We start from the raw sequence: 25,756 nt of genomic DNA on the forward strand, positions 1-25,756 counted from the left end.
CAAACTCTCCAATAAAGTTAGTTTGTCTAGCATCATAAAATAAAAATTGACGTTTCACGTTGTTTGTTTCGTTCAGTTTTCAAAGAACTACTTGGTCGCTCATTTGCGACTTCCTTATGTTAACACTTTCGTTTTTTGATGTCAACTAAGTTTTTTAATTTCTTTTTGTCGTTTTCTGCGTTTCTGCATCAGCGACGGTTATTAATATATCATGCAGTACATAAAGGGTCAATACTTTTCATAAAAAAATTTCACATCCCGTTAAAACTTTAAAATCATGTTCCAAAAGCCATTATAGCTTCCCTTCATCCTACTCCACATTTCATATCTTATCACTCTATCACATTTTTAGACGAGTGAAAATTCTAAATTTTATGTTATATTATTATTATAGGAGCGTGGTGAGAATGGGCATTAAATATTCGAACAAAATCAATAAAATCCGGACCTTTGCATTAAGTTTAGTATTTATCGGTCTCTTTATTGCATACTTAGGAGTCTTTTTTCGTGAGAACATTATTATTATGACAACATTTATGATGGTTGGCTTTTTAGCTGTTATCGCTAGTACTGTCGTTTACTTTTGGATTGGTATGTTATCTACTAAAACCGTACAAATTATTTGTCCAAGCTGCGATAAACCTACAAAAATGCTCGGTCGTGTCGACGCATGTATGCATTGCAACCAACCTTTAACAATGGATCGAAATCTAGAAGGAAAAGAATTTGATGAAAAATATAATAAGAAGAGCTATAAGTCATAAGTATATACGGAGACAATGCATCCTTACAAAACTAAACATGAAAAGGTGATTTCTTAACCAAGAAATCACCTTTTGTATTTATCCTTAATTAAATCCTCCACTGAACATTTTAAATCATTCTGAACCTAATGTAATTCCCATATATAATAAAGAAAGAGGTTGACGTAAAGCCGTCAACCTCTTTCTTTATTATATATTACGCCTTATGACACTCTGGACAAACGCCATAAATTTCTAAGCGATGACTATTAATAACGAAGCCTGTCGTTTTCGCAGCTTCCTCTTCAAGCTGTTCCAAACCTCCATAAGGAAAATCAACAATCTTACCACATTTTTCACAAATCACATGATAATGTTGACTTGTAACATAATCAAATCTACTTGAAGCGTCTCCATAAGTTAATTCCTTTACAAGTCCAACCTCTTTAAATACACGCAAGTTATTATAGACAGTTGCAACACTCATATTTGGAAACTTACCTTCTAATGCTTTATAAATTTCATCCGCTGTTGGGTGCGTCATAGATTCCACAAGGTACTCTAAAATAGCATGACGCTGTGGAGTAATGCGTACACCCGTATTTTTCAGCATTTCTAGCGCTTCTTTTAATTCTTCTTTGACCACCGTCATGCACCCCGATTCTATACGGATTATTATTTTATAATTCTTATAAAGAGTGTACTCCTTTTCTTATAAATCGTCAATATTTCTACTATAAGTATGTGGTTTATTTTTGTATATAGCCTTATTCTTATGTATCTTTCCCTATTTTTTATGCATTTACAATAGAAAAAAGTGCGACATAATCGCACTTGGAATACTATCATCTGAGGAGGTATGCCCTACACTTCACTTTATGTAAGACAATAAAATATGTATAGACACTCGCCTTACTTCTATATATTTTATCTCCACAATGGATTTACTTTATATAAGAAAGAACATCTTCAACATGTCCCTTCACTTTCACTTTACGCCACTCTTTTACAAGCTCACCGTCTTTATTAATAAGGAATGTAGAGCGCTCAATTCCCATGTACTCTTTCCCAAAGTTCTTTTTCAACTTCCAAACATCATACAATTCCGCTACCTTATGATCTTCATCTACTAAAAGTACAAATGGAAGTTCATGCTTCTCAATGAACTTCAGATGTCTGTTCGCTGAATCAGGACTTACACCAAGAATAACTGTGTCCTTCTCTTGAAATAATCCATATGCATCTCGAAAATCACATGCTTCAGTTGTACACCCTGGAGTCATATCTTTCGGATAAAAATATAGAACTACATTTTTACCACGAAAATCAGCTAAGCGAACTTGTTCCCCGTTACTTCCCTCTAATGTAAATTCTGGAGCCATTTCTCCTACCGTGATCATTGTTATCACTCCTACTCTTTTCTTTTACTATAACAAATGCTTCCTTATTTTTCATTGTCTATTACAGACCTCATTACAAAAGCAAACGGTAATGTATATCCAATTAGCGCTTCTCCAATCGCAATCCACCGCCCAATTCCAATCGGAGATATGTCACCATATCCAACAGACAATAAAGTAACTGCGCTAAAATACAAACAAATTTCAACCAGTTGAAAAGAGTGAGCGTTTAAGCTTTCTCCATCCTCTTTCAAAACTGCAAAACCCATTTCCTCTAATACAACGTAACTTAATCCAAATGCAATCAATACTGTTGTATAAATCAAAAATAATGTAGCTAAATTATACAGCGAAAAAAAACGCGTTGAATCCGAATAGGAACTCCATAATAATTGGACACTCCTCAAAATAGCAATTGCTGCAATTAATAGAATAAATCCCCATAACATGTCCTCCACCTCATTTTATATGTATGAGACAGCCATTAGATTTATCCCTTAGAAACGAACAAGCTTTTATAATTAATTCCCTGCACCACGGTACCTTTTTACCCCTTGATTCCAAAGAGTAATTGCAATCGTAAAACAGATAACACCAACGAGCGGTGTTGCAAATGCATAGCTATTCCACTCTGTTTTCCTTAAAAAGTACGCTGCTGGATACACTCCGACAAACGCAAATGGTAGGACAAACGTTAAAATAAAGCGAATCACACGGTTATAAATATTAACAGGATAGCGGCCATAATTCCCTATGTTATACATTAGCGGCATAATCGAACTTTTCGCGTCCGACCAAAAACCAAGGCTTGCAAGCGTAACAAATATCCCTCCGTATACAAGTGCGCCCCCTCCTACCATCAACAAGAATAAGAAGATATCGTACCAGTAAAAAGATAATTGCAACTCCACTGCTGCGTAGCCCATTACAATCATTCCCGTAATCGCTCCAATTAAAGATTCAAGCTCCATTCTCTCTAATATAATTTGAAATAAACTATGAATCGGTCTCGTTAATATGCGATCCATTTCTCCTTTAATAATGTAACGATCATTAAAGTCCCATATGTTAAAGAAAGCTGAGAAAATGGCAAACGGCACTAAAAAGAAACCATAAATAAAGATGACTTCTTCTCTACTCCAACCTTTTAATGCTTGCGTATGTCCAAACACAACAAGAATAAAGATTAAATTAACAGCCTGTAGTGATAAATCAGAAAGTAACCCAACGATAAAATCGCCCCGATACTCCAATTTTGTTTTTATATATTGACTTGCATATTGCAAAAATAGTTTTATATATATCATCTCATCATCCCCCTTGTACAATTAGACGTTTTCTCGCCGTTCTCCACATGAGTACAATCGGAATAATAAGTACAATGGCCCAAATTACTTGGAATAATAATGCCTCATACAATTTACTTCCTTGTATACCTTCTGAGAAAATCATACTCGGAATATAACTAATAGCCTGAAACGGTAAAAACATCATTGCCTTTTGGGCCCATAACGGATAAAAACTAATTGGTAATAATAGACCTGAAAACAAATCAATAACAACACGTTTTGCATACATAATTCCGCTATTATTAAATAAGAAGAATGTGAGCATTCCCGTCATTAAATTAATTTGTGTATTAATAATAAAACTAAATATTAAAGATAAGAAGAAATATAACCACGTTTGAAAGTTCGTTGTAATTTGCAATGAAAATAATAAGGTAACGATGACCATACCCGGAATTGAAAAGAAGGCAAAGCGAAATATTCCTTCACCAAGACCTTGCATCACTTTCATCCCTAAATAGTTATATGGACGTATCAGTTCTACCGCTACACGTCCTTCTTGAATCTCCATCGCAATTTCCCTGTCTATATTATTAAAATAAAAAGCACGTGCCATCCACGCAATTGCGATATACGTAGTCATTTGCGAAATAGATAAACTTTCAATATTCTCTTTTCCGCTATAAATTGCTTGCCACAAAAAATAATATGCGCCGATATTAATTGTATAAATTAAAATCCCGCTATAGTAGTTTGTACGATACGCAAGCATCATTAAAAAGCGAATTCGAATCATTTCAATGTACTTACCCATGTTTAATACCTTCTTCATAAATGTTACGAATAATTTCCTCTGTAGACACTTCATTAATTTTTAAATCTTTAATTTGAAAGGCTTGTACCACTTTAGAAATAAGCATTGAAATAATAACTTCTTCATTCGGGATTTTGGCAATCCACGCGTTTTCCTCTTTCGCTTTCGACCAAACGACATGACTATCTGGCATAACCATTGATAAAGCCTGATAGGAAACTGGTGCGACAAACTGAAAATGTATTTCTTTCTCTGCTCCCCACTGCGTACGAAGATTATTTAAAGAACCGTCATACATAATATTGCCTTCATCCAGCATGATAACGCGCTCACATAAAGCTTCAATATCAGTAATATCATGAGTTGTTAATAAAATCGTTGTTTTATAACGTTCATTCATTTCTTTTAAAAATTCACGTATTTTCAATTTCACAAGTACATCTAACCCAATTGTTGGTTCATCTAAAAATAATAACGGCGGATTATGAATTAATGCTGCCGCTAATTCACAACGCATTCTTTGACCTAAAGATAGCTTTCGAACTGGCTTATCTAATAAAGGACCAATATCTAACGTTTCGATCACGTGCTCCATATGTTCTTTATACTGAGCGTCTGATACACCGTACACTTTTTTTAATAAACGAAACGATTCTTGTACGGCAATATCCCACCAAAGCTGTGAGCGTTGCCCGAAAACAACACCAATCGTTCTTACAAATTCTTCCCTCTGCTTATGCGGATTCATCCCGTTTACTAAAATGTCTCCTGATGTCGGAGTCAAAATCCCCGTAAGCATTTTAATTGTCGTTGATTTACCAGCACCATTCTCACCGATATATCCAACCATTTCACCTTGTTTCACAGTAAAAGATACATCATTTACTGCTGGTACTATTTTATAATTACGATTCAATAAATCGCGAAATGCACCCTTTAAACCTGGACGACTTGAATAGGCTGTAAATTCTTTACGTAACCCTTGTACCTCAATTACCGATTTCATAACCGGACCCCCTTCCTAAATGTCACAACGAATAGTTTACCCAACTGCCTTCTCTATCACAAACAATACGTCTTTTCGAAAAACATGTTAGAATAATACATAGATTTTTGTAAGGAGATGAATGGTAGTGAAATTCACAAAATCAGAAGCATTACATAAAGAAGCTTTAGAACATATCGTTGGCGGTGTTAATAGTCCTTCTCGTTCTTTTAAAGCAGTTGGTGGCGGCGCTCCTGTTGCTATGGAACGTGGAAAAGGTGCTTATTTCTGGGATGTAGACGGAAATAAATATATCGATTATTTAGCAGCATACGGTCCTATTATTACTGGACATGCTCACCCGCACATTACAAAAGCAATTACAACAGCTGCTGAAAATGGTGTACTTTACGGAACTCCAACAGCGCTAGAAGTAAAATTTGCAAAAATGTTAAAAGAAGCAATGCCTGCATTAGATAAAGTCCGCTTCGTAAACTCTGGTACTGAAGCTGTAATGACAACAATTCGTGTCGCTCGCGCTTACACAGGCCGCACAAAAATTATGAAATTCGCTGGTTGTTACCACGGTCATTCTGATTTAGTACTTGTAGCAGCTGGATCTGGTCCTTCTACACTAGGAACTCCTGACTCAGCGGGTGTACCACAAAGTATCGCTCAAGAAGTTATTACCGTTCCATTTAATAATGTAGAAACTTTAAAAGAAGCATTAGATAAATGGGGACATGAAGTAGCAGCTATTCTTGTAGAACCAATCGTTGGAAACTTCGGTATTGTAGAACCAAAACCTGGCTTCCTTGAGAAAGTGAATGAACTTGTTCACGAAGCTGGTGCACTAGTAATTTATGATGAAGTTATTACTGCTTTCCGCTTCATGTACGGTGGTGCTCAAGACTTACTTGGCGTAACACCAGACTTAACAGCGCTTGGTAAAGTTATTGGCGGCGGACTTCCAATCGGTGCTTACGGTGGTAAGAAAGAAATTATGGAACAAGTTGCCCCTCTTGGACCTGCATATCAAGCTGGTACAATGGCAGGAAATCCTGCTTCTATGGCATCTGGTATTGCTTGTCTAGAAGTTCTTCAACAAGAAGGGCTTTATGAAAAATTAGATGAACTTGGTGCAATGCTTGAAAAAGGAATTTTAGAACAGGCTGAAAAACATAATATCGATATTACATTAAACCGCCTAAAAGGCGCTTTAACTGTATACTTCACAACAAATACAATTGAAGATTACGATGCAGCACAAGATACAGACGGAGAAATGTTCGGTAAATTCTTCAAACTTATGCTGCAAGAAGGAATTAACTTAGCACCTTCTAAATACGAGGCATGGTTCTTAACGACAGAACATACAAAAGAAGATATTGAATATACAATTGAAGCTGTAGGTAGAGCATTTGCCGCTTTAGCAAACAATAAATAATCCCGTCATTAAAAGGAAAAAAGAAAGCACACCTTTCTTTTTTCCTTTTTTCTATTTCATAAATCCCTTATTAATAGTATAATTATTCATAATTATCTGTTTAATTTTATTTTATATCCTTACTATCTTTGTATACAAGGCTGCTCACGCCTCGAATAGTAAGATTATTCAAACTTTCATAAGAGGGGGGATTGACGGATGCTCAATAAAACAAACACATGGACACCGTCTTTATTTCGAGATTACAAAAATGCAGAACACGATGCGTGTGGAATCGTTTCCGTTATGGAGAAACGAAAAATTCCTACAAAAGAAAATATTGACCTTTGCATACAATCGCTCGTCAAAATGAATCATAGAGCTGGTTTCATTAATGGCGAAGGTGATGGAATCGGTATTCACATTGATGTACCAAAAGCACTTTGGAATGAAAAATTAAAAAGTAGCGGATATAATCCAACGATCGTGGATCATCCCCACTTTATCGTTGGACATTTTTTTCTAAACAAAAACGAAAATATAGTTAATTTAAAAAATCATATTCGTACACAACTAAACAACGAAAACTTTGCAATTCTTTTCGAAAGTGATGATGTAATAAACTCCGATGCACTCGGTCCACTTGGTAAACAAGAAGAACCTTTATTTTGGCAAGTTGCTCTTATCGCAGAAAATGAAGTTACAAATATTGAGCAAACATTATTTACAGTAACGATAAAAATAGAAGAAAATGAAGCGATTCATGTTGCTTCCTTAAGTCGTGATCACGTTGTATATAAAGTTCTCGGTGCTGGTGATACACTTGTTGCCTATTACAATGATTTACAACACCCACTTATTGCTTCAACTATGACACTAGGACACAATCGCTATTCTACTAATACATTATCTAACTTCTTTCGTGTACAACCATTTAGTATCCTCGGACATAATGGTGAAATTAACACAATTGCAAAATTACGCGATCAAGCTGAAATGATTCACGTTCCACTTACTGCTGGGGGCAGTGACTCCCAAGATTTAAACCGCACCTTAGAAACTCTACTTGTTCAATACAACTACAGTTTATTTGAAGCAATGGATATACTATTCCCGCCAATTATTAATGAAATTAAACTTTATGAACCACATTTACAAGATTTATATACGTATATACGTGAAGCATGGGGCCATTTTGCACAAGGTCCAGCTGGCATTATTTCACGTTATAAAGATGAAGCTGTTTTCAGCGTGGATTCCCTTGGGCTACGACCAGTATGGAAAGTAGAGACAGAAAGCTCTTATATTTTCTCTTCTGAACCTGGAGTTGTATCACCAACTGAATATGTAGCAGAACCAAAACCACTCGCTCCAGGGGAAAAAGTCGGACTAAAGTGGAATGAACAAGATGAGCTTGTTCTTTATGAATATGACAAATACCAAGCTCAAGTATATGACCGTTTTAAAAAACGAGTGAATACTAAAGATTATCATTTAAACTTATCTACTCCTGAAACGAAAGAAATCCAAGGATTATGTGATTCTATGCAAGTTGAAACAAAACAATACGTTGCTTTCGGATGGGATCGTGAACATATTCAGCTTCTTGAACAGATGGCAACAAAAGGCGTTGAGCCAATTCGCTCACTTGGGCATGACTCACCACTCGCTGCACTCGATACTGATAGACGAAATATCGCTGACTTCATTAAGGAAAGTGTAGCTGTCGTTACAAATCCAGCAATCGATCGCGATCGAGAAGTTGAACACTTCTCCACACGAACGATACTTGGCAAACGTCCAAGTTTATTGGCTGGTGCTAAACAGCCATTTGTAGTTGAGATGCTTTCCCCAATCATTTTAGAAGGAAGTGTAGCACAATCTATTGTAGAAGAATTACACACAATTACGTACGAGCAACTTATACAACTATTCAATACTCATAGCTCTATCGCTACAATCTCTGCTACATTCAGTCAGGCAGAAACTTTACAATGTGCCTTAAGTCGAATTAGTTCTGAAGCGATAACAGCCGTGAACGATGGAGCTTCCCTATTATTAATAGACGATGCTGATGCTCACCTAAATGGACGATTATGGATTGATCCGCATTTAGTTACCGCGAAAGTACATCAAGTATTAAACCAAAATAAATTACGCCGAAACTGCTCTCTCGTTATACGTTCTGGTGCCCTTCGCTCCTTACACGATATCGTCACACTGTATGGATTAGGAGCAGATAGTATCAATCCATATTTACTATTTGCAACCGTAAATGATGGGACAAAAACACCAATTACGAATTTATATCATGCACTTAATAAAGGACTGGAAAAAGTCATTTCAACAATTGGAATTCATGAATTGCGTGGTTACGGTCGCCTCTATTCTTCTATCGGGTTACATGAAGAAATCGCAAATATATTGCAAATTACAAATTTCTTAGGTTCAAATGATTTAGCTTTTTCTCTTGAATCACTTGCTGAAGATGCACAAATGCGAGCTAACGATTATAACAATCCTAAAGTTAGAATGCGAAAATCTTTTCATATATTCCCGCGAATTTGGAAAGCAATCGGCGATGTTGCAAAGGGAAACTCTTATGATGATTACCGTGAAAAATTAAGTGAATTAGAAGAAAATAACCCAATCGCAATTAGACATCTTGTTCAAACGAAAGAAACAAAACATGTCGTTCCGGCTGAAGAAGTGTCCATCAGTATTCAAAATCATGATTTACCATTTATTATTAGTTCCATGTCATTCGGTTCTCAAAATGAAATTGCCTTTCGTGCATATGCAGAAGCAGCCGATCAGCTAAATATGATTAGTTTGAACGGTGAAGGCGGCGAAATTAAAGATATGATTGGAAAATATCCACATACACGTGGACAACAAATCGCGTCCGGACGATTTGGCGTAAACGCCGAACTACTCAATTCATCAAACTTAATTGAAATAAAAATTGGGCAAGGTGCCAAGCCTGGTGAAGGCGGACATTTGCCAGGTTCAAAAGTAACAGCCAAAATCGCCGAAGCGCGTAATGCTACAATTGGCTCTGATTTAATTTCACCTTCTAACAACCATGATATTTATTCCATTGAAGATTTAGCTCAAATGATTACAGAAATTAAAACGGCTAATCAGCTTGCGAAAGTAGCTGTAAAAGTCCCTGTCGTCCCTAACATTGGAACAATTGCTGTTGGTATCGCAAAAGCTGGTGCTGATTTTATTAACATTAGCGGATTTGATGGTGGTACAGGAGCTGCACGTATTCACGCATTGCAACATGTAGGGCTTCCTGTAGAAATTGGTGTGAAAGCCGCTCACAATGCTTTATTAGAAGCAAATATGAGACATAAAGTAGAAATTTGGGCTGATGGTGGTATTCGAAGTGTGAATGATGCCTTGAAAATTATGCTCCTTGGAGCAAACCGCATTGGATTTGGTACATTATCCATGATTGCAATCGGCTGTACAACTTGCCGCGGATGTCATCTAGATACTTGTCACGTTGGAATTGCAACACAGATTGAATCTGAAGCTCAAGCGAAAGAACACGGATTACGCCGCTTCGTCCCGCGTGAATTAGAAAGCGCCGTGGCTGGATTATTACATTTATTCACTACTTTTGGCGAAGAACTAAAACGATTAACAGGAAATCTCGGCTATACAAATTTACAAGAAATTGTCGGGCGTTCCGATTTATTAAAACAAGTTCGAGGCAAAAATTTATTAAACTTATGTAATTTACTACAAACGATAGAACATCCATCTAGTACAAAAACAGAACACGTACTAGAAAAACAATTTGAAACAATTCATTCCCCCCATTCAAAAGAATTAGTGGGCGTTGGCGTAGAACAACGCGTTATGGGTGGTCTAGAATCTTGTTATCGCGTTCGTAGTAAATTATATGAAGACACGAAGCTTGAACCACTTACATTAAAGTATACGAATGGCTCGATTCCTGGAAATGGATTAGGTGCTTACAATAGTGAGAACTTATTTATACACGTAAATGGCGGCGCACAAGATGGTATTGGTAAAACCTCCTTTGGTGGTGGTATTTATATAACGAAAGCAAAAGGAAAAGATGGTCTATATTATAACGGTTCTGTCGGAAAAGGTTTTGGATACGGTGCACAAAAAGGGGCGCTATACGTTCAAGGTAACGCTGATGCTCGCGCTGGCATTCGCCTCTCTGGAGCAGACATGATAATTGGCGGACGCATGATAAAGCCACTCCGTGAAAAAGAGCAAGGGAATATAGGAGCATACTCTAATATTAAAGGTTTCGCTTTTGAATATATGACAAATGGGCGCGCTCTTGTTTTAGGGGATCCTGGTCCATGGATTTGCGCTGGTATGACTGGCGGTGTTGTTTATTTACGCCATGATTCAAGCTTAGGTTTAACAGAACAGGCCTTAAAAAGAAGAATCGCAAAAGGAGCAAATGTTACATTACAACCACTTAGTAAAAATGGTGTGCAAGATGTGACCGAGTTATTACTAGATTATATCCGTGTATTAAATGAACATGAGCAATACGAGGAAGTTGCTTTATTGACACCGTTACTCGATGATATGCCGCAACAGTTTTTTGAAATCATCCCGAAAAAAGAGCAGGCTGATCCATCTATCTCAACAGAGTGATATGCCTATTTTTCATCTTCAAGAAAAAAATTGACGAAGTACACTTCTCATAGTAATCTATAGTAACAATTTGAAACCTGCTGAAATTCAGCAGGTTTTTTTACTAAAAATTGATGTTTAAAAAGAATTAGGAAAAAGTATAAAATGAATCTTAATTTCTTATTAACGTCACTAAAATATCACTTGCTAACATATTGTAATGAATGTATAGTATCATGTTGTACATTCATTATGACAAGAGAAAGGATCTTATTAAGGGTATGAAACTTGGTGCTCGCATTTTAAAAACGGGTATTGCCATCACATTAGCTTTATTTGCTTGTATTTTACTTAACTTACCGAGTCCAGTATTTGCGGGAATCTCAGCTATCTTCGCTGTTCAACCGTCTGTATACCGTTCGTATTTAACTGCACTTGAACAAATTCAAGCAAACGTCATTGGTGCGGTATTCGCTATCGCATTCGCTACTGCTTTTGGACATAATCCTTTTATTATTGGATTAACATGTATATTAGTAATTGCTCTTACATTGCAATTACGATTAGAAAACACAATATCAATTGCTTTAGTAACAGTTATCGCTATTATGGAGTATCAAGGTGAAGATTTCTTTAGTTTTGCCTTACTTCGATTTGCGACGATTATGGTTGGAATTATTGCGGCTTCACTTGTAAATTTAGTGTTTATGCCGCCAAAATACGAAACAAAGTTATATCATCGCATCGTTGATAATACAGAAGAAATTGTAAAATGGATTCGAATGAATAGCAGGCAAGCTTCTGATTTTACAACATTAAAAACTGATATTGATCGTATGAAAGAAAAAATGATCAAACTAAACCATTACTATTTGCTGTATAAAGAAGAAAGAAGCTATACGAAAAAAGTAAAGTTCGCAAAAATTCGTAAGCTTGTTTTATTCAGACAAATGTTAGCGACGACAAGTCGTGCTTTAAGTACATTAAAATCATTACATCGTACTGAAAACGAACTGCGCTATATGCCAGAAGAATTCCAGGAATCTATTCAGAATGAACTTGATTCATTAACACATTATCATGAACAAGTTTTATTAAAATTTATTGGTAAAGCAAAAAAACAACAATCTGTTGAAATGCTTGATGAAGTTGAAACAGGTAAACAGGAATTAATTGATATCTTTATGGAATATCAAAACAAGGATGATGAGGAAGCATATAAAACATGGCTACATCTCTTCCCTCTTATTTCTGCTATTATTAACTATAGTGAAGAAGTAGAGCATTTAGATTTACTTGTGGATAGCTTCTACACATACCATAAACCAGAAGCAGAACTCAAAATCGACGATAAAAAAGAAGACGAATAAAAAACAGCTCCTTTTACGCTAAAGGAGCTGTTTCTGTTATATGTTGAAGTTGATATAAATTGTAATAAAAACCTCTTTTTTTCATTAATTCTTCATGAGAACCTGTTTCTTTAATTTCACCATCTTCAATGTAAATAATCGTATCCACATGCGTAATCGTCGCCAATCGATGCGCAATTATGATCGTCGTTCGATCAGCAGCTAACGTTTGAAGCGCCTCTTGAATATATCGTTCATTTTCTAAATCCAAAGCGGAAGTCGCCTCATCTAATATAAGTAACGATGGATTCTTTAAAAACACGCGTGCAATCGCTACACGTTGCCTTTGCCCACCAGATAACTTCACACCGCGTTCCCCGACGACAGTATCATAACCATCAGGTAACTCAATAATAAAATCATGAATTTGCGCAGCTTTGGCAGCTGCAATTACTTCTTCCTCTGTAGCTTTCGGATTCCCATATAAAATATTTGCCCCGATTGTATCGCTAAATAACAAATTATCTTGCAGTACAATTCCAATATGACTACGTAAATTTCTCATATCATACTTTCTAACATCTATCCCATCTACATAAACTGCGCCTGAAGAGACATCATAGAAACGCGGGATTAAACTAGCAAGAGATGACTTCCCTCCCCCACTCGCTCCTACAAGTGCTACCTTCTCTCCTGGCAACATAGTTAACGAAAGGTTATGTAATACCTCTTTTTCATCCGAATTGTAACGAAAAGATACATTATCAAATATCACTTCACCATTTAATTTTTTCGTTTGTATCGCACTTGGGACATTCACAATATCATATTTTTCATCCAACAGTTCAAACACTCGATCCATCGATGCGAAAGACTGTGTTAATGTCGTAGAGGAATTAACAAGGCGGCGAAGTGGACTATACAAACTATCCATATATCCAACAAAGGCAACCATAGTTCCTAATGTTAACTGCCCCTGAATCACTTCATACGCTGCAAAACCGATCACGAGTAGCGGCCCTAAGTCTGTTAACGTATTTACTGCCGAAAATGTTCTCGCCGTCCAACTCGTATGCGTTAACGCTTTCGTCAAAAATTCATTATTTCTTTTTTCAAATTGCTTCCCTTCATACTCTTCTAATGCAAAGCTACGTGTCACTTGCATCCCTTGAATACGTTCATGTAAATACCCTTGCATCGTTGCTAACGCTTGTGAACGCTCTTTCGTCAATTTTCGAAGACGCCCGAAAAAATATTTCACTGCCACTACATAAATAGGTAAAATTAATAGCGCAACAAATGTCAATTTTATATTCATAGAAAACATAACAATAATAGCAATAGCAATTGTTGCCGTATCTAACCAAACATTCATCAAACCAGTAATTACAAAATCCTTCGTTTGTTCTACATCATGAATGACACGTGAAATAATCTCCCCTGTTTTTGTATTCGAATAATAACGTAAACTCAACTTTTGTAAATGGCCAAAAATATGTTTTCGCAAATCATATAGTATTGTATTTGCGATACGCTGCGCAAAATATTGACGATAATATTCAATCGGCGGTCTTAACACTGCAAAAATAAAAAAAGCAATCCCAATCGCTGTTACTAGTTGGGACGTCTTATCTTGAAATGACCCTCCGCCCTGAATAACATCATCAATAATATACTTTAATAACCACGGCATAATGAGCGGGATGCCGAATTTAACTAGACCAATCATAATCGTAATAGCAATAAGCCATCGATATGGTTTAACAAATTGCAAATATCTTTTTATACCTTGCACATAATCCCCCCTCTAATAGGACAAACCTGCGGGGAAATCCCCTGCAGGTTTGTTTTAATTTCTGTACATTAAATATCTCTCATACCACATATCTACAAAGTCTGGTGCGAATGGCCCTTTTCTTTGATGAATCCATTGTGTTAGTTGTGCTACATTTCGTTTTAAAATCGTATCAATTACAGGTGGATATTGCATAATTTGACTATGTTTTTCATATTCATCTTCATCTAAAAGTGTATATGTCATATCTGGATACACTTTAATATCTAAATCATAATCAATATACTTTAACGCTTCAGAATCATATGCAAAAGGTGAGCTTAAATTACAATAATAATATACGCCCTCTTCCCTTAACATTCCAATCACATTAAACCAGTAGTTTGCATGAAAATAACAAATTGCTGGTTCACGAGTAATCCATGTTCGGCCATCTGATTCTGTCACTACTGTACGATCATTTGCTCCGATCACAAGACTTTGTGTCCCTTTTAAAATCGTTGTCTCTTCCCACATTCTATGAATGGAGCCATTATGTTTATAACTATGTATTTGTACTTTTTCTCCTTCTTTGGGAAATCCCATATATGCTCCCTTCCTTCAACTGCAAATGCCCTTTGAACTGCATTCACTTTTTTTCTATTATAACTTTTTTGTCGAAATTTTAAAACTAAAGCAATAAGACTCTATGTTTCACACTGAATACCATATCCATAGTCTTTCTTAGGGAGCGGGGCCAAACGAGGAACGGAGAATAAAGTGAAACTTTAATCAGTGGGGGTCTTACTGCCCATTAAAGTGGGACAAAAAAAGTCCTTCCTCATTTCCATGTACAGAAGGACCTTTCACCTAAAGGCAACAATATATCTTATCCTAAATTTGAAATCATTTTTTCAGTTTCAAAAGATTGAATCACACTATTTGTTTGCTCTTCAAATTTCTCATGTAATAACTTAAGTGCTAATTCTGTTCTATATATTTCTTGGCGAATAAAATGTAATTCCTTTTTATCGCACGTATCCTTTTCGCTCATTTCAATTTGCTGATACTTCTCTAGGTGAGCTTGTAACTTCAACAACTCATCCATCGTTTCCAATTGCTCTCCTACCAACTTATCAAAATCGTTCATTACTTACCCCCTTTTGGATTTATTTATCAGTTATTATTTCCTCATTACATATTTCTAATCTTTAACTTCCTTCTCCTTTGACTACATTTGTTGACTTATTAGAAGTTATGTCGTTCGTTTTATTTTCATTACCATGACCAAAGCACAAAGAAAACACTTCTCCCGAATTAGAGAAGTGTTTTTCTTTCATTACTGATTTGAACTAGAAGATTGTGATTGTTTTGCAGCTGATTGTGCATTTTGTTTTTTCACAGCATGCACGTCTGTTTCAGTTGCAAATTCAGTACCATAACTAGCGTTTGCACTTTGTGCACCAGAAGCTTGTGCTTTCTTTGCTTCTGATTGTGCGTTTGCTTGTTTTACCGCTTGCACATCTGTTTCAGTTGAAAACTCTGTACCATAACTAGCATTTGTACTTTGAATGCTAGCACCAGAAGTTGCCTTGTTATAACCTTGTTGTTTTTTACTCATCTTTCTCACCTCCACAACCAATAATGTAACCAATTCACTTAGAAGCTATCCGTGATTTTCTTTTTTTAATCTCCGTATATATCTCTTGTCACTCATTCAAACTATAGAAAATGGAGGTGGAAATATGTATATAGGACGCGATATGACTGAACTAACGATGATTTCAAAAAATGAGTGGAAAGAAGATGAATTAGCTTATTTTCATCATTCATTACAACAGATTCTGCCGTATTTAAATACAGAAGGTCAAAGTATCTACAAAGAAATTGTAATAGAAATTGAATCAAGAGGTGGCTTACAAGAGGGTGATGCTAGTTGGACTCATGGGACAAAAATTTCTTACGATTAAAAAAGTGTTCCCAATCTAGGGAACACTTTTTTGTTTATCCCGCTTTAATGGACAGTAAGACCCCCACCTCAAAATGCAGCGAAAGCAAAGAAGTTAGGTGGGGGGGCGGGCTGCCCATTAAAGTCCGATTGGTGACGGCTAATAATCAGTGGGGGATGAAGAAAACCCCCACTGATTAAAGTTTCACTTTATTGCATTGTAATTTTCTCAACACAACTCTCATAAATCGTACGATGCGATTTAGAGAAAGGTAATTGCTCAAATGCTTCTTTCGATACAATTTTCAATGTATCTGTTTCAACAATGTCGCCAGTTACTTTTCCGTAAAATACGAATATATCCCAAGTGCGATGTGTAAAAGTATGTTGTACATTCATTGCGTATTCTTCAATAGAAATCGAAAGCTCAAATTTTTCTTTCATATAATCTATAAGCTGTTCCTTCTGATTACGAATCCCTTCGCCAAGTTCAATATTCGGAAACTCCCACATATTGGCTAATAAACCGGTACTTGGACGTTTATTAATGACGTAACGACCATCTTCTGTTTGAAGTACTCCTGCAACAATCGGTACCATCGTAGGGGCTTTCGCTTTACTTTTTACTGGTAATTCCTTTTGAACACCTTCAGCATATCCCCTGCAATGCTCACGTACAGGACAAAGTAAGCATGCTGGATTTTTAGGAATACAAATCAGTGCTCCTAATTCCATCAAACCTTGATTAAAATAAGATGGATTTTCAGCCGAAATAATTTCACGCACAATCTCTTCAAACACTTTTCTCGTTTTCGGTTTTGCAATGTCATCCCATACTGATAAAATGCGAGATAATACACGCATAACATTTCCGTCAACTGCCGGCTCTGGTATACCATATGCGATACTTAAAATAGCACCTTTTGTATAGGGACCGACTCCCTTTAATTTCTCAATCTTCTTTACATCACTTGGCACAATCCCGCCATATACTTCTTTTACTTCTTTTACGGCTGCATGTAAATTTCGCGCTCTAGAATAATACCCTAAACCTTCCCATGCTTTTAACACTTCTTCATCATCAGCATTTGCCAAAGCTTCTAGAGTAGGAAACTTCCCCATGAAATTTGCGTAATATGGTTTTACAGCTTCTACCCTAGTTTGCTGCAACATAATTTCCGAAACCCAAACACGGTATGGATCTTTATTTTTACGCCACGGTAAGTCGCGTTGCTCTTTTTCAAACCAACCAATTAAATCATTTTGAAACTGCTCTATGTTAAAATTATTTAATATTTCAAGTGTCAAACTTGGTCCCCCTCATTTTTTTGCATATAAGTACTATTATAAAGATTTTAGGAAAAAATTTAAGTAAGATGACATAGGAAATAGAAGGCAAAGGACTTGAGGTATCGAATAAAAAGAGTTACATTAATAAAAAACGGAGGTGGATTTCTATGGACACAGCCACTCACCTTGTTATGGGCGTTACTCTAGGCAGTTTGGCCACGTTAGATCCAGCCATAGCACAAAGTGATATTGGGCCACAAGCAGTTATGCTTGCTACAATTGCCGGCTCCAATATTCCTGACATCGATACAGTTTTAAAATTGCGTAATAACGCTAAATATATAAGAAATCATCGTGGGATTACTCATTCCATTCCTGCAGTGATTCTTTGGTCTTTCCTTATAAGTGGCATCTCTTTCGCCTTCTTTTCAGACGCTCCATATTTGCATCTACTACTTTGGTCCTTTATTGCCGTCTTTCTTCATGTCTTTGTAGATATTTTTAATGCCTACGGTACACAAGCATTACGGCCCTTCACAAAAAAATGGATAGCGCTCGGCATCATTAATACATTTGATACCGTCATTTTCTTTATCCATATACTCGCAATTGCTTGTATGCTCGTAGGTTCCCATAAAGGATATACTGCCTTAGCTGCGTATATATTAATGATTGTTTACTACATCGGACGGATTATGATGCATAGAAATATAAGAAGCGTTGTACAAAAACGTTTCAAAAATGTTGAGAAGATAATCATTTCTCCTTCTTATCGATTTTATCATTATCATTTAGCAGTCGTTACAACCGATTATTACTACGTTGCTAGATGGCATCGCGGTAACATCATGATTTATGATAAGTTCGATCGGGTACCGTTCCCAGATAATGCTATTATGCACGCAGCTAAACAAGATGAAAACATCTCAGCATTTTTATCTTTCTCCCCTGTATATCGCTGGGACATTTTCGATTATGATCATTATTATGAAGTTCGATTCATTGATTTGCGATATCGCAGTAAAGACTATTATCCATTCGTTGCGATCGTTCAACTCGATCATAATTTAAATATTATTAGTTCCTATACAGGATGGATTTTTAGTGAAGAAAAACTTCGAAAAAAACTTGAGTTACTTCCACATTAAAAAAAGCGACTTCAGTCGCTTTTTTTAATGTTTCAAATGATCTTCTTGATTGATTAGATGGCTATATTTCGGATTATTTGTACGCATTTCATGAAGGCGTCCTCCATGATTATTAATCCATGATCGCACCACTTGTTCGGTCATTTCTTCTCCTTGATAACGACCTGATTTCGCATAAGTCGTTTGAAAATCTTCCCATAGTAATTCAACCCACGCACGAGCTTGCGCGTAAGAAAGCTTGTCATTTTTGTCTAATAGTTCTTTCGTTAATGCTTCATAAATATCATTCATGTTCTAGTCTCCTTTACCTAATTATCCCTTCATTTCTAAAGGATAGTTTCTTCTATTTTGCACATTCTATAATTGATACTTCTTCAAGAGGTATCAACTGATGATGAGGAGGGCGTTCGCAATGGGTAAACAAGCCGAATTTTGGTCTGAGTCAAAAAACAACAGCAAAATCGACGGTCAACCGAAAGCGAAATCACGCTTCGCTTCGAAACGACCTAACGGCACAATTAACACGCACCCACAAGAACGTATGCGTGCTGCAAATCAGCAGGAAGAGTAGTAACAAAGTAACTTAACTTCCTACACGAGGTGATAAAGATGAGCTACCGTGATCGCTTAGATAGTCGTTCTGAATTATTTAACCATACGTGGACTCGTCCGAAACATGCAAAAGCGCAAGTTAACGGACAGACGCAACAAACCCAGTCTCTCATTATATTGGCGAATGAATGTAAAAAACGCCAATTTTAGAATCTCCTATCTCCTGTAACGCCTACCAAAGATGAAAACCAGAGAGATATTCGCTCTCTGGTTTTTATTTTTCTTGCAATAAAGAAATCGGTATTCCAATCTCTTCATTATCATTTTGCTTATGTCCCCAAGCAAATACCCCATTGAAATACGTAATTTCAAATAATATACCAGGTTCTTCTACTAATTCATATGTCTCACCGATATGGAATTTGTTTATGTCAGTCATATAAGCGCGAGCCATTGCTATCTTTCGCATTAATACATCGAACTCATTTACAATTCCAAGTTGCTCAGCTTTTATCGCTTGCTCTTTCAAAACCCCAATTTCTTCCCTTAGCTCATATGGTGTCATTTCACTGTAGCGTTTTGGCATATTCATTTTGTTCCCTCATCCCTCTTCGCGTTTCATTTGTAAAAATATCTCTATCTCATCAATAGAGAATCCTTTACGATATAACGCTTGTTTCATCTTATTTTCAAATGTCCATCCATCATACTTCTTATATTTCTCATAATATTTATTCCCATGATAGTGTAACGCTTCTTGTTGCTTTTCGTCATCTTTTTCGTCTTTCAATTCTTCCAAACAAATTTGAATCACATCTCTAGAATATCCTTTACGAACAAGCATTTCGTCTAACTTTAGCTTCATTTGTAAAAAGGAATGCTTTTGATAAGATTTCTTTTTCTTTTCTATAAGAATTAAAGCATTCTCAATTTGCTTTTCCTTCGGATATTCTTGTAAACTATGCGTAATAATTAGATCCTGAACACCTTTATTTAACAACTCTCTTTTAATAACCGTTGGACCTTTTCGATTCACATTACTTTGTGTTCTCGTATATAAAATAGCATACTCTTTATCATTAATATATCGGTCATGTAATAATTTCGAAACGACTTCAGAGATGATGGCTTGTCCCACTTCTTTTTTTCGTAAAAAATCTTCTATTTCTAGTTTCGTTCTCATTTGATAGGATAAATAGGAAATTGCTTGTAAATATGCTTTTTGTACCTCTTCATTGTACAAAATATTTCCTAACGCTATTTCATCAATTTCTAAGCCCTTTTGTAATCCGTGTTTTATTAAGATTACTTCATTCACACTAAATCCGTATTCTTCACCTTTACCTTTATCGATATAAATATTAAACCGTTCTTTCGATCGTTTTTGCACTTCTATTTTTGTAATGACAGCCATACTCTCACCTCTCTATTATTTTAACATAGTCAAGGAACGTTTTTGCTTTTCAAGAATATATATAATGAGGAGGAAATAATTGTGAAAATCGCAATTTCTGGTGGTACCGGCTTTATCGGTAAATACCTTTCTACTTTTTTTATTCAAAAAGGATATACTGTTTACATTCTCTCGCGAAAAAAAACTGCTGAAACTTCCGATCCTAACCTTCAGTATGTACAATGGACACCAGATTTACGAACCTTCCCCCTCTCTTCTATTGATGTAGTTATTAATCTAGCTGGAGAGTCTATTAATAGTAGATGGACAAAGAAACAAAAGAAAGTCATTTTAAACAGTAGAATTCAAACAACAAAAGGACTCATTAAACAATTGCAGGCACTCCCTACAAAACCACACACATTTATTAACGCAAGCGCAATTGGATACTACGGAACGTCTGAAACTGAGTCTTTTACAGAACAGCATGCGACTCCTGGAAATGACTTTTTAGCAAATACAGTATATTCATGGGAACAAGAAGCATCTAAAGCACGTTCTCTCGGAATACGAACAATCTACGCAAGATTCGGAGTCGTATTAGGGCCAGACGGAGGAGCTCTTCCAAAGATGCTACTTCCCTATCAATTTTATATCGGAGGTACAGTCGGGTCTGGAAACCAATGGTTATCATGGATTCATATAGATGATGTCGCTTGCATGATTGATTTCATCATACACAAAGAAGAAATTGATGGACCTCTTAACATTACAGCTCCCGAGCCTATAAGAATGAAGGAATTTGGAGAAATCATTGCAACTATAATAAAAAAACCTCATTGGTTACCTGTCCCTTCATTTATGCTTCACGCTTTACTTGGTGAAATGAGCATACTTGTACTAGAAGGGCAACATGTATTGCCTAGTAAAGCAATTGAGCATGGATATCAATACGCATTTCCGTCAATAGACCATGCATTACAAAATATACTTTCGCATACAATGTAGTACTTCTAAAACACAGTTTTACAGGAGGCCCTTTCAAAACTTTCATTTTCTAGCATCCGGAGCATTATTACACAAATAATCTTTCAGTTACTTTCCTTTACATTCCATTAACATTATAAAGTAACAGAAATGAGGTACCTATGAAAATATTGCTCAAACAAGCCATTGTCTATCCTATTACATCCCAAAAATTTCAAGGGGATGTACTCGTTACAGGAGAAAAAATTGCTGAGGTCAAGCCTTCCATTCAACCTACTCAAGATATGACAGTTATAGACGCACGTGCTCTTCATCTCTTACCTGGATTTATTGATGTCCATACCCATCTTGGTCTCTATGATGAAGGTACTGGTTGGGCTGGCAATGACGCAAATGAAACATCTGAAGTTTCAACACCACATATCCGTTCTTTGGACGGAATTCACCCTTTTGATATTGCATTTCAAGATGCGGTACAAAATGGAATCACAACTGTTCACGTTATGCCAGGAAGTCAAAACATTATCGGTGGTACGACTTGTGTAATAAAAACAGCTGGAACTTGTATTGATCATATGATTATTCAAGAGCCTGCTGGCTTAAAGATTGCCTTTGGAGAAAATCCTAAAAAGGTCCATAGTAATGGCACAAAAGAGTCCATTACGCGTATGGGAATTATGGGATTACTTCGGGAATCATTCTATGAAGCACAGCACTACGGGCATGAAGCTGATTTTCGAATGCTTCCTATCTTAAAAGCATTACGCCGTGAAATACCCGTACGTATCCACGCTCACCGAGCAGATGATATTAGTTCTGCTCTACGCTTTGCAACAGAGTTCAATCTTGATTTACGTATTGAACATTGTACAGAAGGACACTTTATTGTTGAAGAGCTTTCAAAACACAATTTGAAGGTTTCAGTTGGCCCCACGCTTACACGCCGTTCTAAAATCGAACTAAAAAATAAAACATGGGATACTTACCATATATTATCAAAAAATGGAGTGGAAGTTTCCATCACAACAGATCACCCCTATACACCCATTCAATATTTAAATGTTTGTGCTGCTGTCGCAGTAAGGGAAGGATTAGACGAAAAAACTGCACTAGAAGGAATCACTATATTTCCAGCGCGAAATTTACGTTTAGAGGATAGAATTGGAAGCATTGAGACTGGAAAAGACGCCGATCTTGTGCTCTGGACCCATCATCCTTTCCATTATTTAGCCAAGCCTGTACTAACTATGATTGATGGAAAAATAATTTACAAAAAAAATAAAAAAAACTAGTTTATTTTTTTGACTAGATAAAGTATTATACGATTATAAACTGAATGAAACCATAATCAATTTGTGTCGTGATTATCATTTTCAAATTGATGAATGGGGAAGGCAAATGGTGCGCCACCAGCGTTAGAAACTGGTTCTAGTGGGTTCGATTCCCACCCCGAAATTTTTTAAAGATTGATATAAAAATTTCGAGGGTGGGGTGTTTTTTCGTCATGCTACCCTCGTGTGAGGAGGAGTTAGTATGTTGAAAAAACGCGACTTACACGACAGCCACGTTCTATACGAGTTAATGGTGGATCCAGCTGTCTTCCCTTTTGTGCGTCAAAAGGCTTATTCTTATGAGGAATATTTATTTTTAACGAAACAAACGATTGAAGCTGAAGAGCGTGGGGAATTAATTTCACGCACAATTTTAGACGAATGGGGTAACCCTATCGGAACAATTACTTTATTTGATGTGCAAGAAAAAGCCGGCTTCCTTGGAACATGGCTTGGCAAACCTTATCACGGAAAAGGCTACAATAAATTGGCAAAAGATTCATTTTTTAGCGAACTTTTCTACGAGTTAGATATTGAAACGATCTTTATGCGTATTCGCAAAATAAATATTCGTTCTATTAAAGCTGCAGAAAAATTACAATATGTAAATCTAGCAAACGAAACAAGAAAATCCGTTTATGATGAAATTAACGCGAATGAAGAAGTATATAACTTATATGAAATTCCAAAAGATCAATATACACTTGCTACAATGCGAGATACAACGTTCCAAGATTCTCATCACTTAAAAGAAGCGTAATCTAAATTTTCAGAAATAATAATTAACCATTAACATTTTGATATATACGTATATCACCCCATGTCTCTGGAAACGATATATAGTAAATTTAGGACACGAGGTGATTTGTAATGGATAAAAAGAAACGTGACAAAGCAAAAAACGCATTATCTAGTACACAAGAAGTTCTCTACCAACGAGAATTTCGTAAAGCAGATCGCGCAGCGGGTTATCGCTCAAAAAGTATTTAAAGTGAGAATGAATAATTAGAAGTTCTCCCCCCTAATTATTCATTCTCATTACATATTTTTTCTACGTGATAGAGTAGAAAAAAGGTTCCTTATAAATAAGGAACCTTTTTTCTGTGGATAACGTTATCCACATAATTTATAGAATTGTGAATAAATTACAAAAACCCTTCACAAGTTTGTATGTTGTAACGCACATCAAATGTTAGAATTGTGGATATTTTTCTAAAAATTGTGGATAATGTGGATATAGTTGTTAATATTCCGACTTTACTGTTTAATGAAAGCGCACTCTTCATGTGGATAAGTCTTTATCTTGGAAAACAATAAAAAACCCTCTTTAAACATACAAAAGAGGGTTTCATATTAAGTAAATGATTGTGCAAGAGCAGGTGATTTAATAGGTATATGATTCGGTTCTACATGATTTTCTGCCAAAATTGTATCCACAATATGATCAGCTGGCTCTGGGCGATAAATGCTTTTCATCGCTTCTTTCATTTGAAGAAGCTTCATATCATCTTGTAATAACGCCTCTGTTTTTGCAAAAACCTCACTATCATCACGAATGACAACTGCAGCCCCTTTTCTTTCAAAGTACATCGCATTTTCATTTTCTTGTCCTGGAACAGGCTTATATAAAATGACAGGTACTTGCAATGCTGCCGCTTCACTTAACGTAATACCGCCTGGCTTTGTAATCATACAAGAAGTAACACGGAATAGTTCATCAATATTTTCTACATAACCAAACACTTTTAATGCATCAGGATTTTTTTCCTGTAACCCTAATAAATCCTGTTTTAACGCTTCATTTTTCCCACAAACGACAACTACTTGTAAATCAGGTACTGACATAAATGATTGGCATAGTTCTTTTACACTTCCTAATACTCCATGAGCACCTGCTACAATTAGTAAAATCTTTTTATTCTTACATAACTGATATTTATTATATATAATATCTGAATTGATCTTTAACTCAAAACTACTACGAATCGGAATTCCAGTTTCAACAATTTGCTCCGCAGGCACACCAATATCAACCATAACTTTTTTTACGTGATCAGTTGCTACAAAATAACGATCTACTTCCCGATGAATCCATATTTTGTGCACACAAAAATCCGTTAATACGTTATACACAGGAATTGAAATACCTGTTTGCTTTTTTAATTCTGGTACAGCTATAATCGGAAAGGTATTAATAACAATATCCGGTTTCTCCGCTTGTAAAAGTAATTTCAAACGTTTTCTTCCAAAATTAGCATACCAAGATGCTATTTTTTTATCATAAATTTTTTCTACGCCATAATAAAACAAGCGGTACAATTCTTTTCCTATTGTATAACTTTTTAAATATAAATATTTTGTAATATCGGTTATAACCGGATGTGATTCTCCGAACAAATCGCATACAATTACATCTTTAATTCCTTTTTGGCGAAATGTTTGTTCTAATGTTTTCGCTACTTGCACATGACCGTTTCCGTAATGTGCAGTTAATATTAAAACCTTGGGGTTTTTTATCAAACAAATCCACTCCTAGCTTATTGTTTCTCCATATTGCATATACGACAATAGGAAAAACATTTTCCTTAAAAATTACATAAACAGACTCTAATATTTCACTTTCAGCTATGTACCTGTCGTGGATATGCAAAGCATATAAGATTGACCCCTTAATCCTATCTGTGCTCATATC

27 protein-coding genes are annotated in these 25,756 nt (G+C 36.0%); 12 read left to right on the top strand and 15 right to left on the bottom strand.

The genetic code is table 11. The features are described from left to right. Positions 1-407: 407 nt before the first annotated feature. On the top strand, positions 408-764 hold the full coding sequence (locus ACTFRN_RS24250; RefSeq protein ID WP_000511742.1) for a YgzB family protein: 357 nt from the start codon (positions 408-410) through the stop codon (positions 762-764). 196 nt (positions 765-960) lie between these two features. Here ACTFRN_RS24250 and perR read toward each other — a convergent pair whose 3' ends face one another. The 6 genes from perR to ACTFRN_RS24280 form a co-directional block, all read right to left on the bottom strand. Beyond that, entirely contained in the window at positions 961-1,389 is a 429-nt protein-coding gene (perR, locus tag ACTFRN_RS24255; RefSeq protein ID WP_000237834.1) for a peroxide-responsive transcriptional repressor PerR, read from the bottom strand. Positions 1,390-1,687: 298 nt separating this feature from the next. After that, entirely contained in the window at positions 1,688-2,143 is a 456-nt protein-coding gene (gene bcp / locus ACTFRN_RS24260; RefSeq protein WP_000633721.1) for a thioredoxin-dependent thiol peroxidase, read from the bottom strand. Positions 2,144-2,187: 44 nt separating this feature from the next. Then, positions 2,188-2,592, bottom strand: a complete 405-nt coding sequence (locus ACTFRN_RS24265; protein WP_000964350.1) for a potassium channel family protein — start codon at positions 2,590-2,592, stop codon at positions 2,188-2,190. Positions 2,593-2,664: 72 nt separating this feature from the next. Further along, positions 2,665-3,450, bottom strand: coding sequence for an ABC transporter permease (locus ACTFRN_RS24270; RefSeq protein ID WP_000639354.1), 786 nt, complete (start codon positions 3,448-3,450; stop codon positions 2,665-2,667). Positions 3,451-3,454: 4 nt separating this feature from the next. Continuing rightward, positions 3,455-4,246: an ABC transporter permease gene (locus ACTFRN_RS24275; protein ID WP_000521517.1), complete on the bottom strand. Its 792-nt coding sequence runs from the start codon at positions 4,244-4,246 to the stop codon at positions 3,455-3,457. Further along, the gene (locus ACTFRN_RS24280; RefSeq protein WP_000843645.1) at positions 4,239-5,252 is read right to left on the bottom strand and encodes an ABC transporter ATP-binding protein; all 1,014 of its coding nucleotides are present in this window, start codon (positions 5,250-5,252) and stop codon (positions 4,239-4,241) included. Before ACTFRN_RS24280 ends, ACTFRN_RS24275 begins: the two co-directional genes overlap by 8 nt. Positions 5,253-5,373: 121 nt before the next feature. Between ACTFRN_RS24280 and hemL the strand changes: the two genes are divergently transcribed. The 3 genes from hemL to ACTFRN_RS24295 all read left to right on the top strand — a co-directional run bounded on the left by hemL (position 5,374) and on the right by ACTFRN_RS24295 (position 12,662). After that, entirely contained in the window at positions 5,374-6,678 is a 1,305-nt protein-coding gene (hemL, locus tag ACTFRN_RS24285; RefSeq protein WP_000260535.1) for a glutamate-1-semialdehyde-2,1-aminomutase, read from the top strand. A 198-nt stretch (positions 6,679-6,876) separates the two neighbouring features. Beyond that, complete coding sequence (locus ACTFRN_RS24290) at positions 6,877-11,313, top strand: glutamate synthase-related protein (protein ID WP_088106209.1); 4,437 nt, start codon at positions 6,877-6,879, stop codon at positions 11,311-11,313. Between the two features lie 260 nt (positions 11,314-11,573). Then, positions 11,574-12,662: an aromatic acid exporter family protein gene (locus tag ACTFRN_RS24295; RefSeq protein WP_000765784.1), complete on the top strand. Its 1,089-nt coding sequence runs from the start codon at positions 11,574-11,576 to the stop codon at positions 12,660-12,662. 13 nt (positions 12,663-12,675) lie between these two features. Here the strand turns inward: ACTFRN_RS24295 and ACTFRN_RS24300 are convergent, their stop codons facing one another. The 4 genes from ACTFRN_RS24300 to ACTFRN_RS24315 all read right to left on the bottom strand — a co-directional run bounded on the left by ACTFRN_RS24300 (position 12,676) and on the right by ACTFRN_RS24315 (position 16,036). Beyond that, complete coding sequence (locus ACTFRN_RS24300) at positions 12,676-14,436, bottom strand: ABC transporter ATP-binding protein (protein ID WP_088106208.1); 1,761 nt, start codon at positions 14,434-14,436, stop codon at positions 12,676-12,678. Between the two features lie 54 nt (positions 14,437-14,490). Then, a complete protein-coding gene (ntdP, locus tag ACTFRN_RS24305) occupies positions 14,491-15,021 on the bottom strand; it encodes a nucleoside tri-diphosphate phosphatase (RefSeq protein ID WP_000506628.1) in 531 nt (176 codons plus the stop codon). A 283-nt stretch (positions 15,022-15,304) separates the two neighbouring features. Beyond that, the gene (locus ACTFRN_RS24310; protein ID WP_000997582.1) at positions 15,305-15,565 is read right to left on the bottom strand and encodes a YgaB family protein; all 261 of its coding nucleotides are present in this window, start codon (positions 15,563-15,565) and stop codon (positions 15,305-15,307) included. Between the two features lie 189 nt (positions 15,566-15,754). Continuing rightward, positions 15,755-16,036, bottom strand: coding sequence for a gamma-type small acid-soluble spore protein (locus ACTFRN_RS24315; RefSeq protein ID WP_000039045.1), 282 nt, complete (start codon positions 16,034-16,036; stop codon positions 15,755-15,757). Positions 16,037-16,160: 124 nt separating this feature from the next. Between ACTFRN_RS24315 and ACTFRN_RS24320 the strand changes: the two genes are divergently transcribed. Further along, positions 16,161-16,385, top strand: a complete 225-nt coding sequence (locus tag ACTFRN_RS24320) for a hypothetical protein (RefSeq protein WP_000275435.1) — start codon at positions 16,161-16,163, stop codon at positions 16,383-16,385. Between the two features lie 188 nt (positions 16,386-16,573). On the opposite strand, the gene mutY is transcribed toward ACTFRN_RS24320, so the two are convergent. Beyond that, complete coding sequence (mutY, locus tag ACTFRN_RS24325; RefSeq protein ID WP_000171402.1) at positions 16,574-17,671, bottom strand: A/G-specific adenine glycosylase; 1,098 nt, start codon at positions 17,669-17,671, stop codon at positions 16,574-16,576. Positions 17,672-17,820: 149 nt separating this feature from the next. Between mutY and ACTFRN_RS24330 the strand changes: the two genes are divergently transcribed. Beyond that, the gene (locus ACTFRN_RS24330; RefSeq protein WP_000379121.1) at positions 17,821-18,801 is read left to right on the top strand and encodes a metal-dependent hydrolase; all 981 of its coding nucleotides are present in this window, start codon (positions 17,821-17,823) and stop codon (positions 18,799-18,801) included. A gap of 24 nt (positions 18,802-18,825) precedes the next feature. Here ACTFRN_RS24330 and ACTFRN_RS24335 read toward each other — a convergent pair whose 3' ends face one another. After that, positions 18,826-19,092 carry a YfhJ family protein gene (locus tag ACTFRN_RS24335; protein WP_000998157.1) on the bottom strand — a complete coding sequence of 89 codons (267 nt, stop codon included), beginning with the start codon at positions 19,090-19,092 and terminating at the stop codon, positions 18,826-18,828. A 121-nt stretch (positions 19,093-19,213) separates the two neighbouring features. On the opposite strand from ACTFRN_RS24335, the gene ACTFRN_RS24340 reads away from it, so the two are divergent. Both ACTFRN_RS24340 and ACTFRN_RS24345 read left to right on the top strand, forming a co-directional pair. Next, positions 19,214-19,372, top strand: a complete 159-nt coding sequence (locus ACTFRN_RS24340; protein WP_000517891.1) for a small, acid-soluble spore protein K — start codon at positions 19,214-19,216, stop codon at positions 19,370-19,372. Positions 19,373-19,410: 38 nt separating this feature from the next. Beyond that, entirely contained in the window at positions 19,411-19,563 is a 153-nt protein-coding gene (locus ACTFRN_RS24345) for a YpzG family protein (protein WP_000122093.1), read from the top strand. A 64-nt stretch (positions 19,564-19,627) separates the two neighbouring features. On the opposite strand, the gene ACTFRN_RS24350 is transcribed toward ACTFRN_RS24345, so the two are convergent. Further along, entirely contained in the window at positions 19,628-19,945 is a 318-nt protein-coding gene (locus ACTFRN_RS24350; RefSeq protein WP_001057035.1) for a YfhH family protein, read from the bottom strand. Positions 19,946-19,954: 9 nt separating this feature from the next. Further along, a complete protein-coding gene (gene recX, locus ACTFRN_RS24355) occupies positions 19,955-20,767 on the bottom strand; it encodes a recombination regulator RecX (protein ID WP_000268499.1) in 813 nt (270 codons plus the stop codon). Positions 20,768-20,848: 81 nt separating this feature from the next. Here recX and ACTFRN_RS24360 point away from each other — a divergent pair, with 81 nt between their 5' ends. From ACTFRN_RS24360 to ACTFRN_RS24375, 4 genes are all read left to right on the top strand, one after another. Then, complete coding sequence (locus ACTFRN_RS24360) at positions 20,849-21,754, top strand: TIGR01777 family oxidoreductase (RefSeq protein WP_088106207.1); 906 nt, start codon at positions 20,849-20,851, stop codon at positions 21,752-21,754. A gap of 140 nt (positions 21,755-21,894) precedes the next feature. Next, on the top strand, positions 21,895-23,025 hold the full coding sequence (locus tag ACTFRN_RS24365) for an amidohydrolase (protein WP_000698310.1): 1,131 nt from the start codon (positions 21,895-21,897) through the stop codon (positions 23,023-23,025). Positions 23,026-23,266: 241 nt separating this feature from the next. After that, positions 23,267-23,824, top strand: a complete 558-nt coding sequence (locus ACTFRN_RS24370) for a GNAT family N-acetyltransferase (RefSeq protein WP_000914741.1) — start codon at positions 23,267-23,269, stop codon at positions 23,822-23,824. Between the two features lie 110 nt (positions 23,825-23,934). Beyond that, positions 23,935-24,054, top strand: coding sequence for a YfhE family protein (locus ACTFRN_RS24375; protein WP_000358480.1), 120 nt, complete (start codon positions 23,935-23,937; stop codon positions 24,052-24,054). 363 nt (positions 24,055-24,417) lie between these two features. Here ACTFRN_RS24375 and ACTFRN_RS24380 read toward each other — a convergent pair whose 3' ends face one another. Further along, entirely contained in the window at positions 24,418-25,584 is a 1,167-nt protein-coding gene (locus ACTFRN_RS24380; RefSeq protein ID WP_000594712.1) for a diglucosyl diacylglycerol synthase, read from the bottom strand. Positions 25,585-25,756 lie beyond the last annotated feature (172 nt).

It is taken from the genome of Bacillus cereus group sp. MYBK245-2, from assembly GCF_051916145.1.
GTDB classification, from domain to species: Bacteria; Bacillota; Bacilli; order Bacillales; family Bacillaceae_G; genus Bacillus_A; species Bacillus_A pacificus.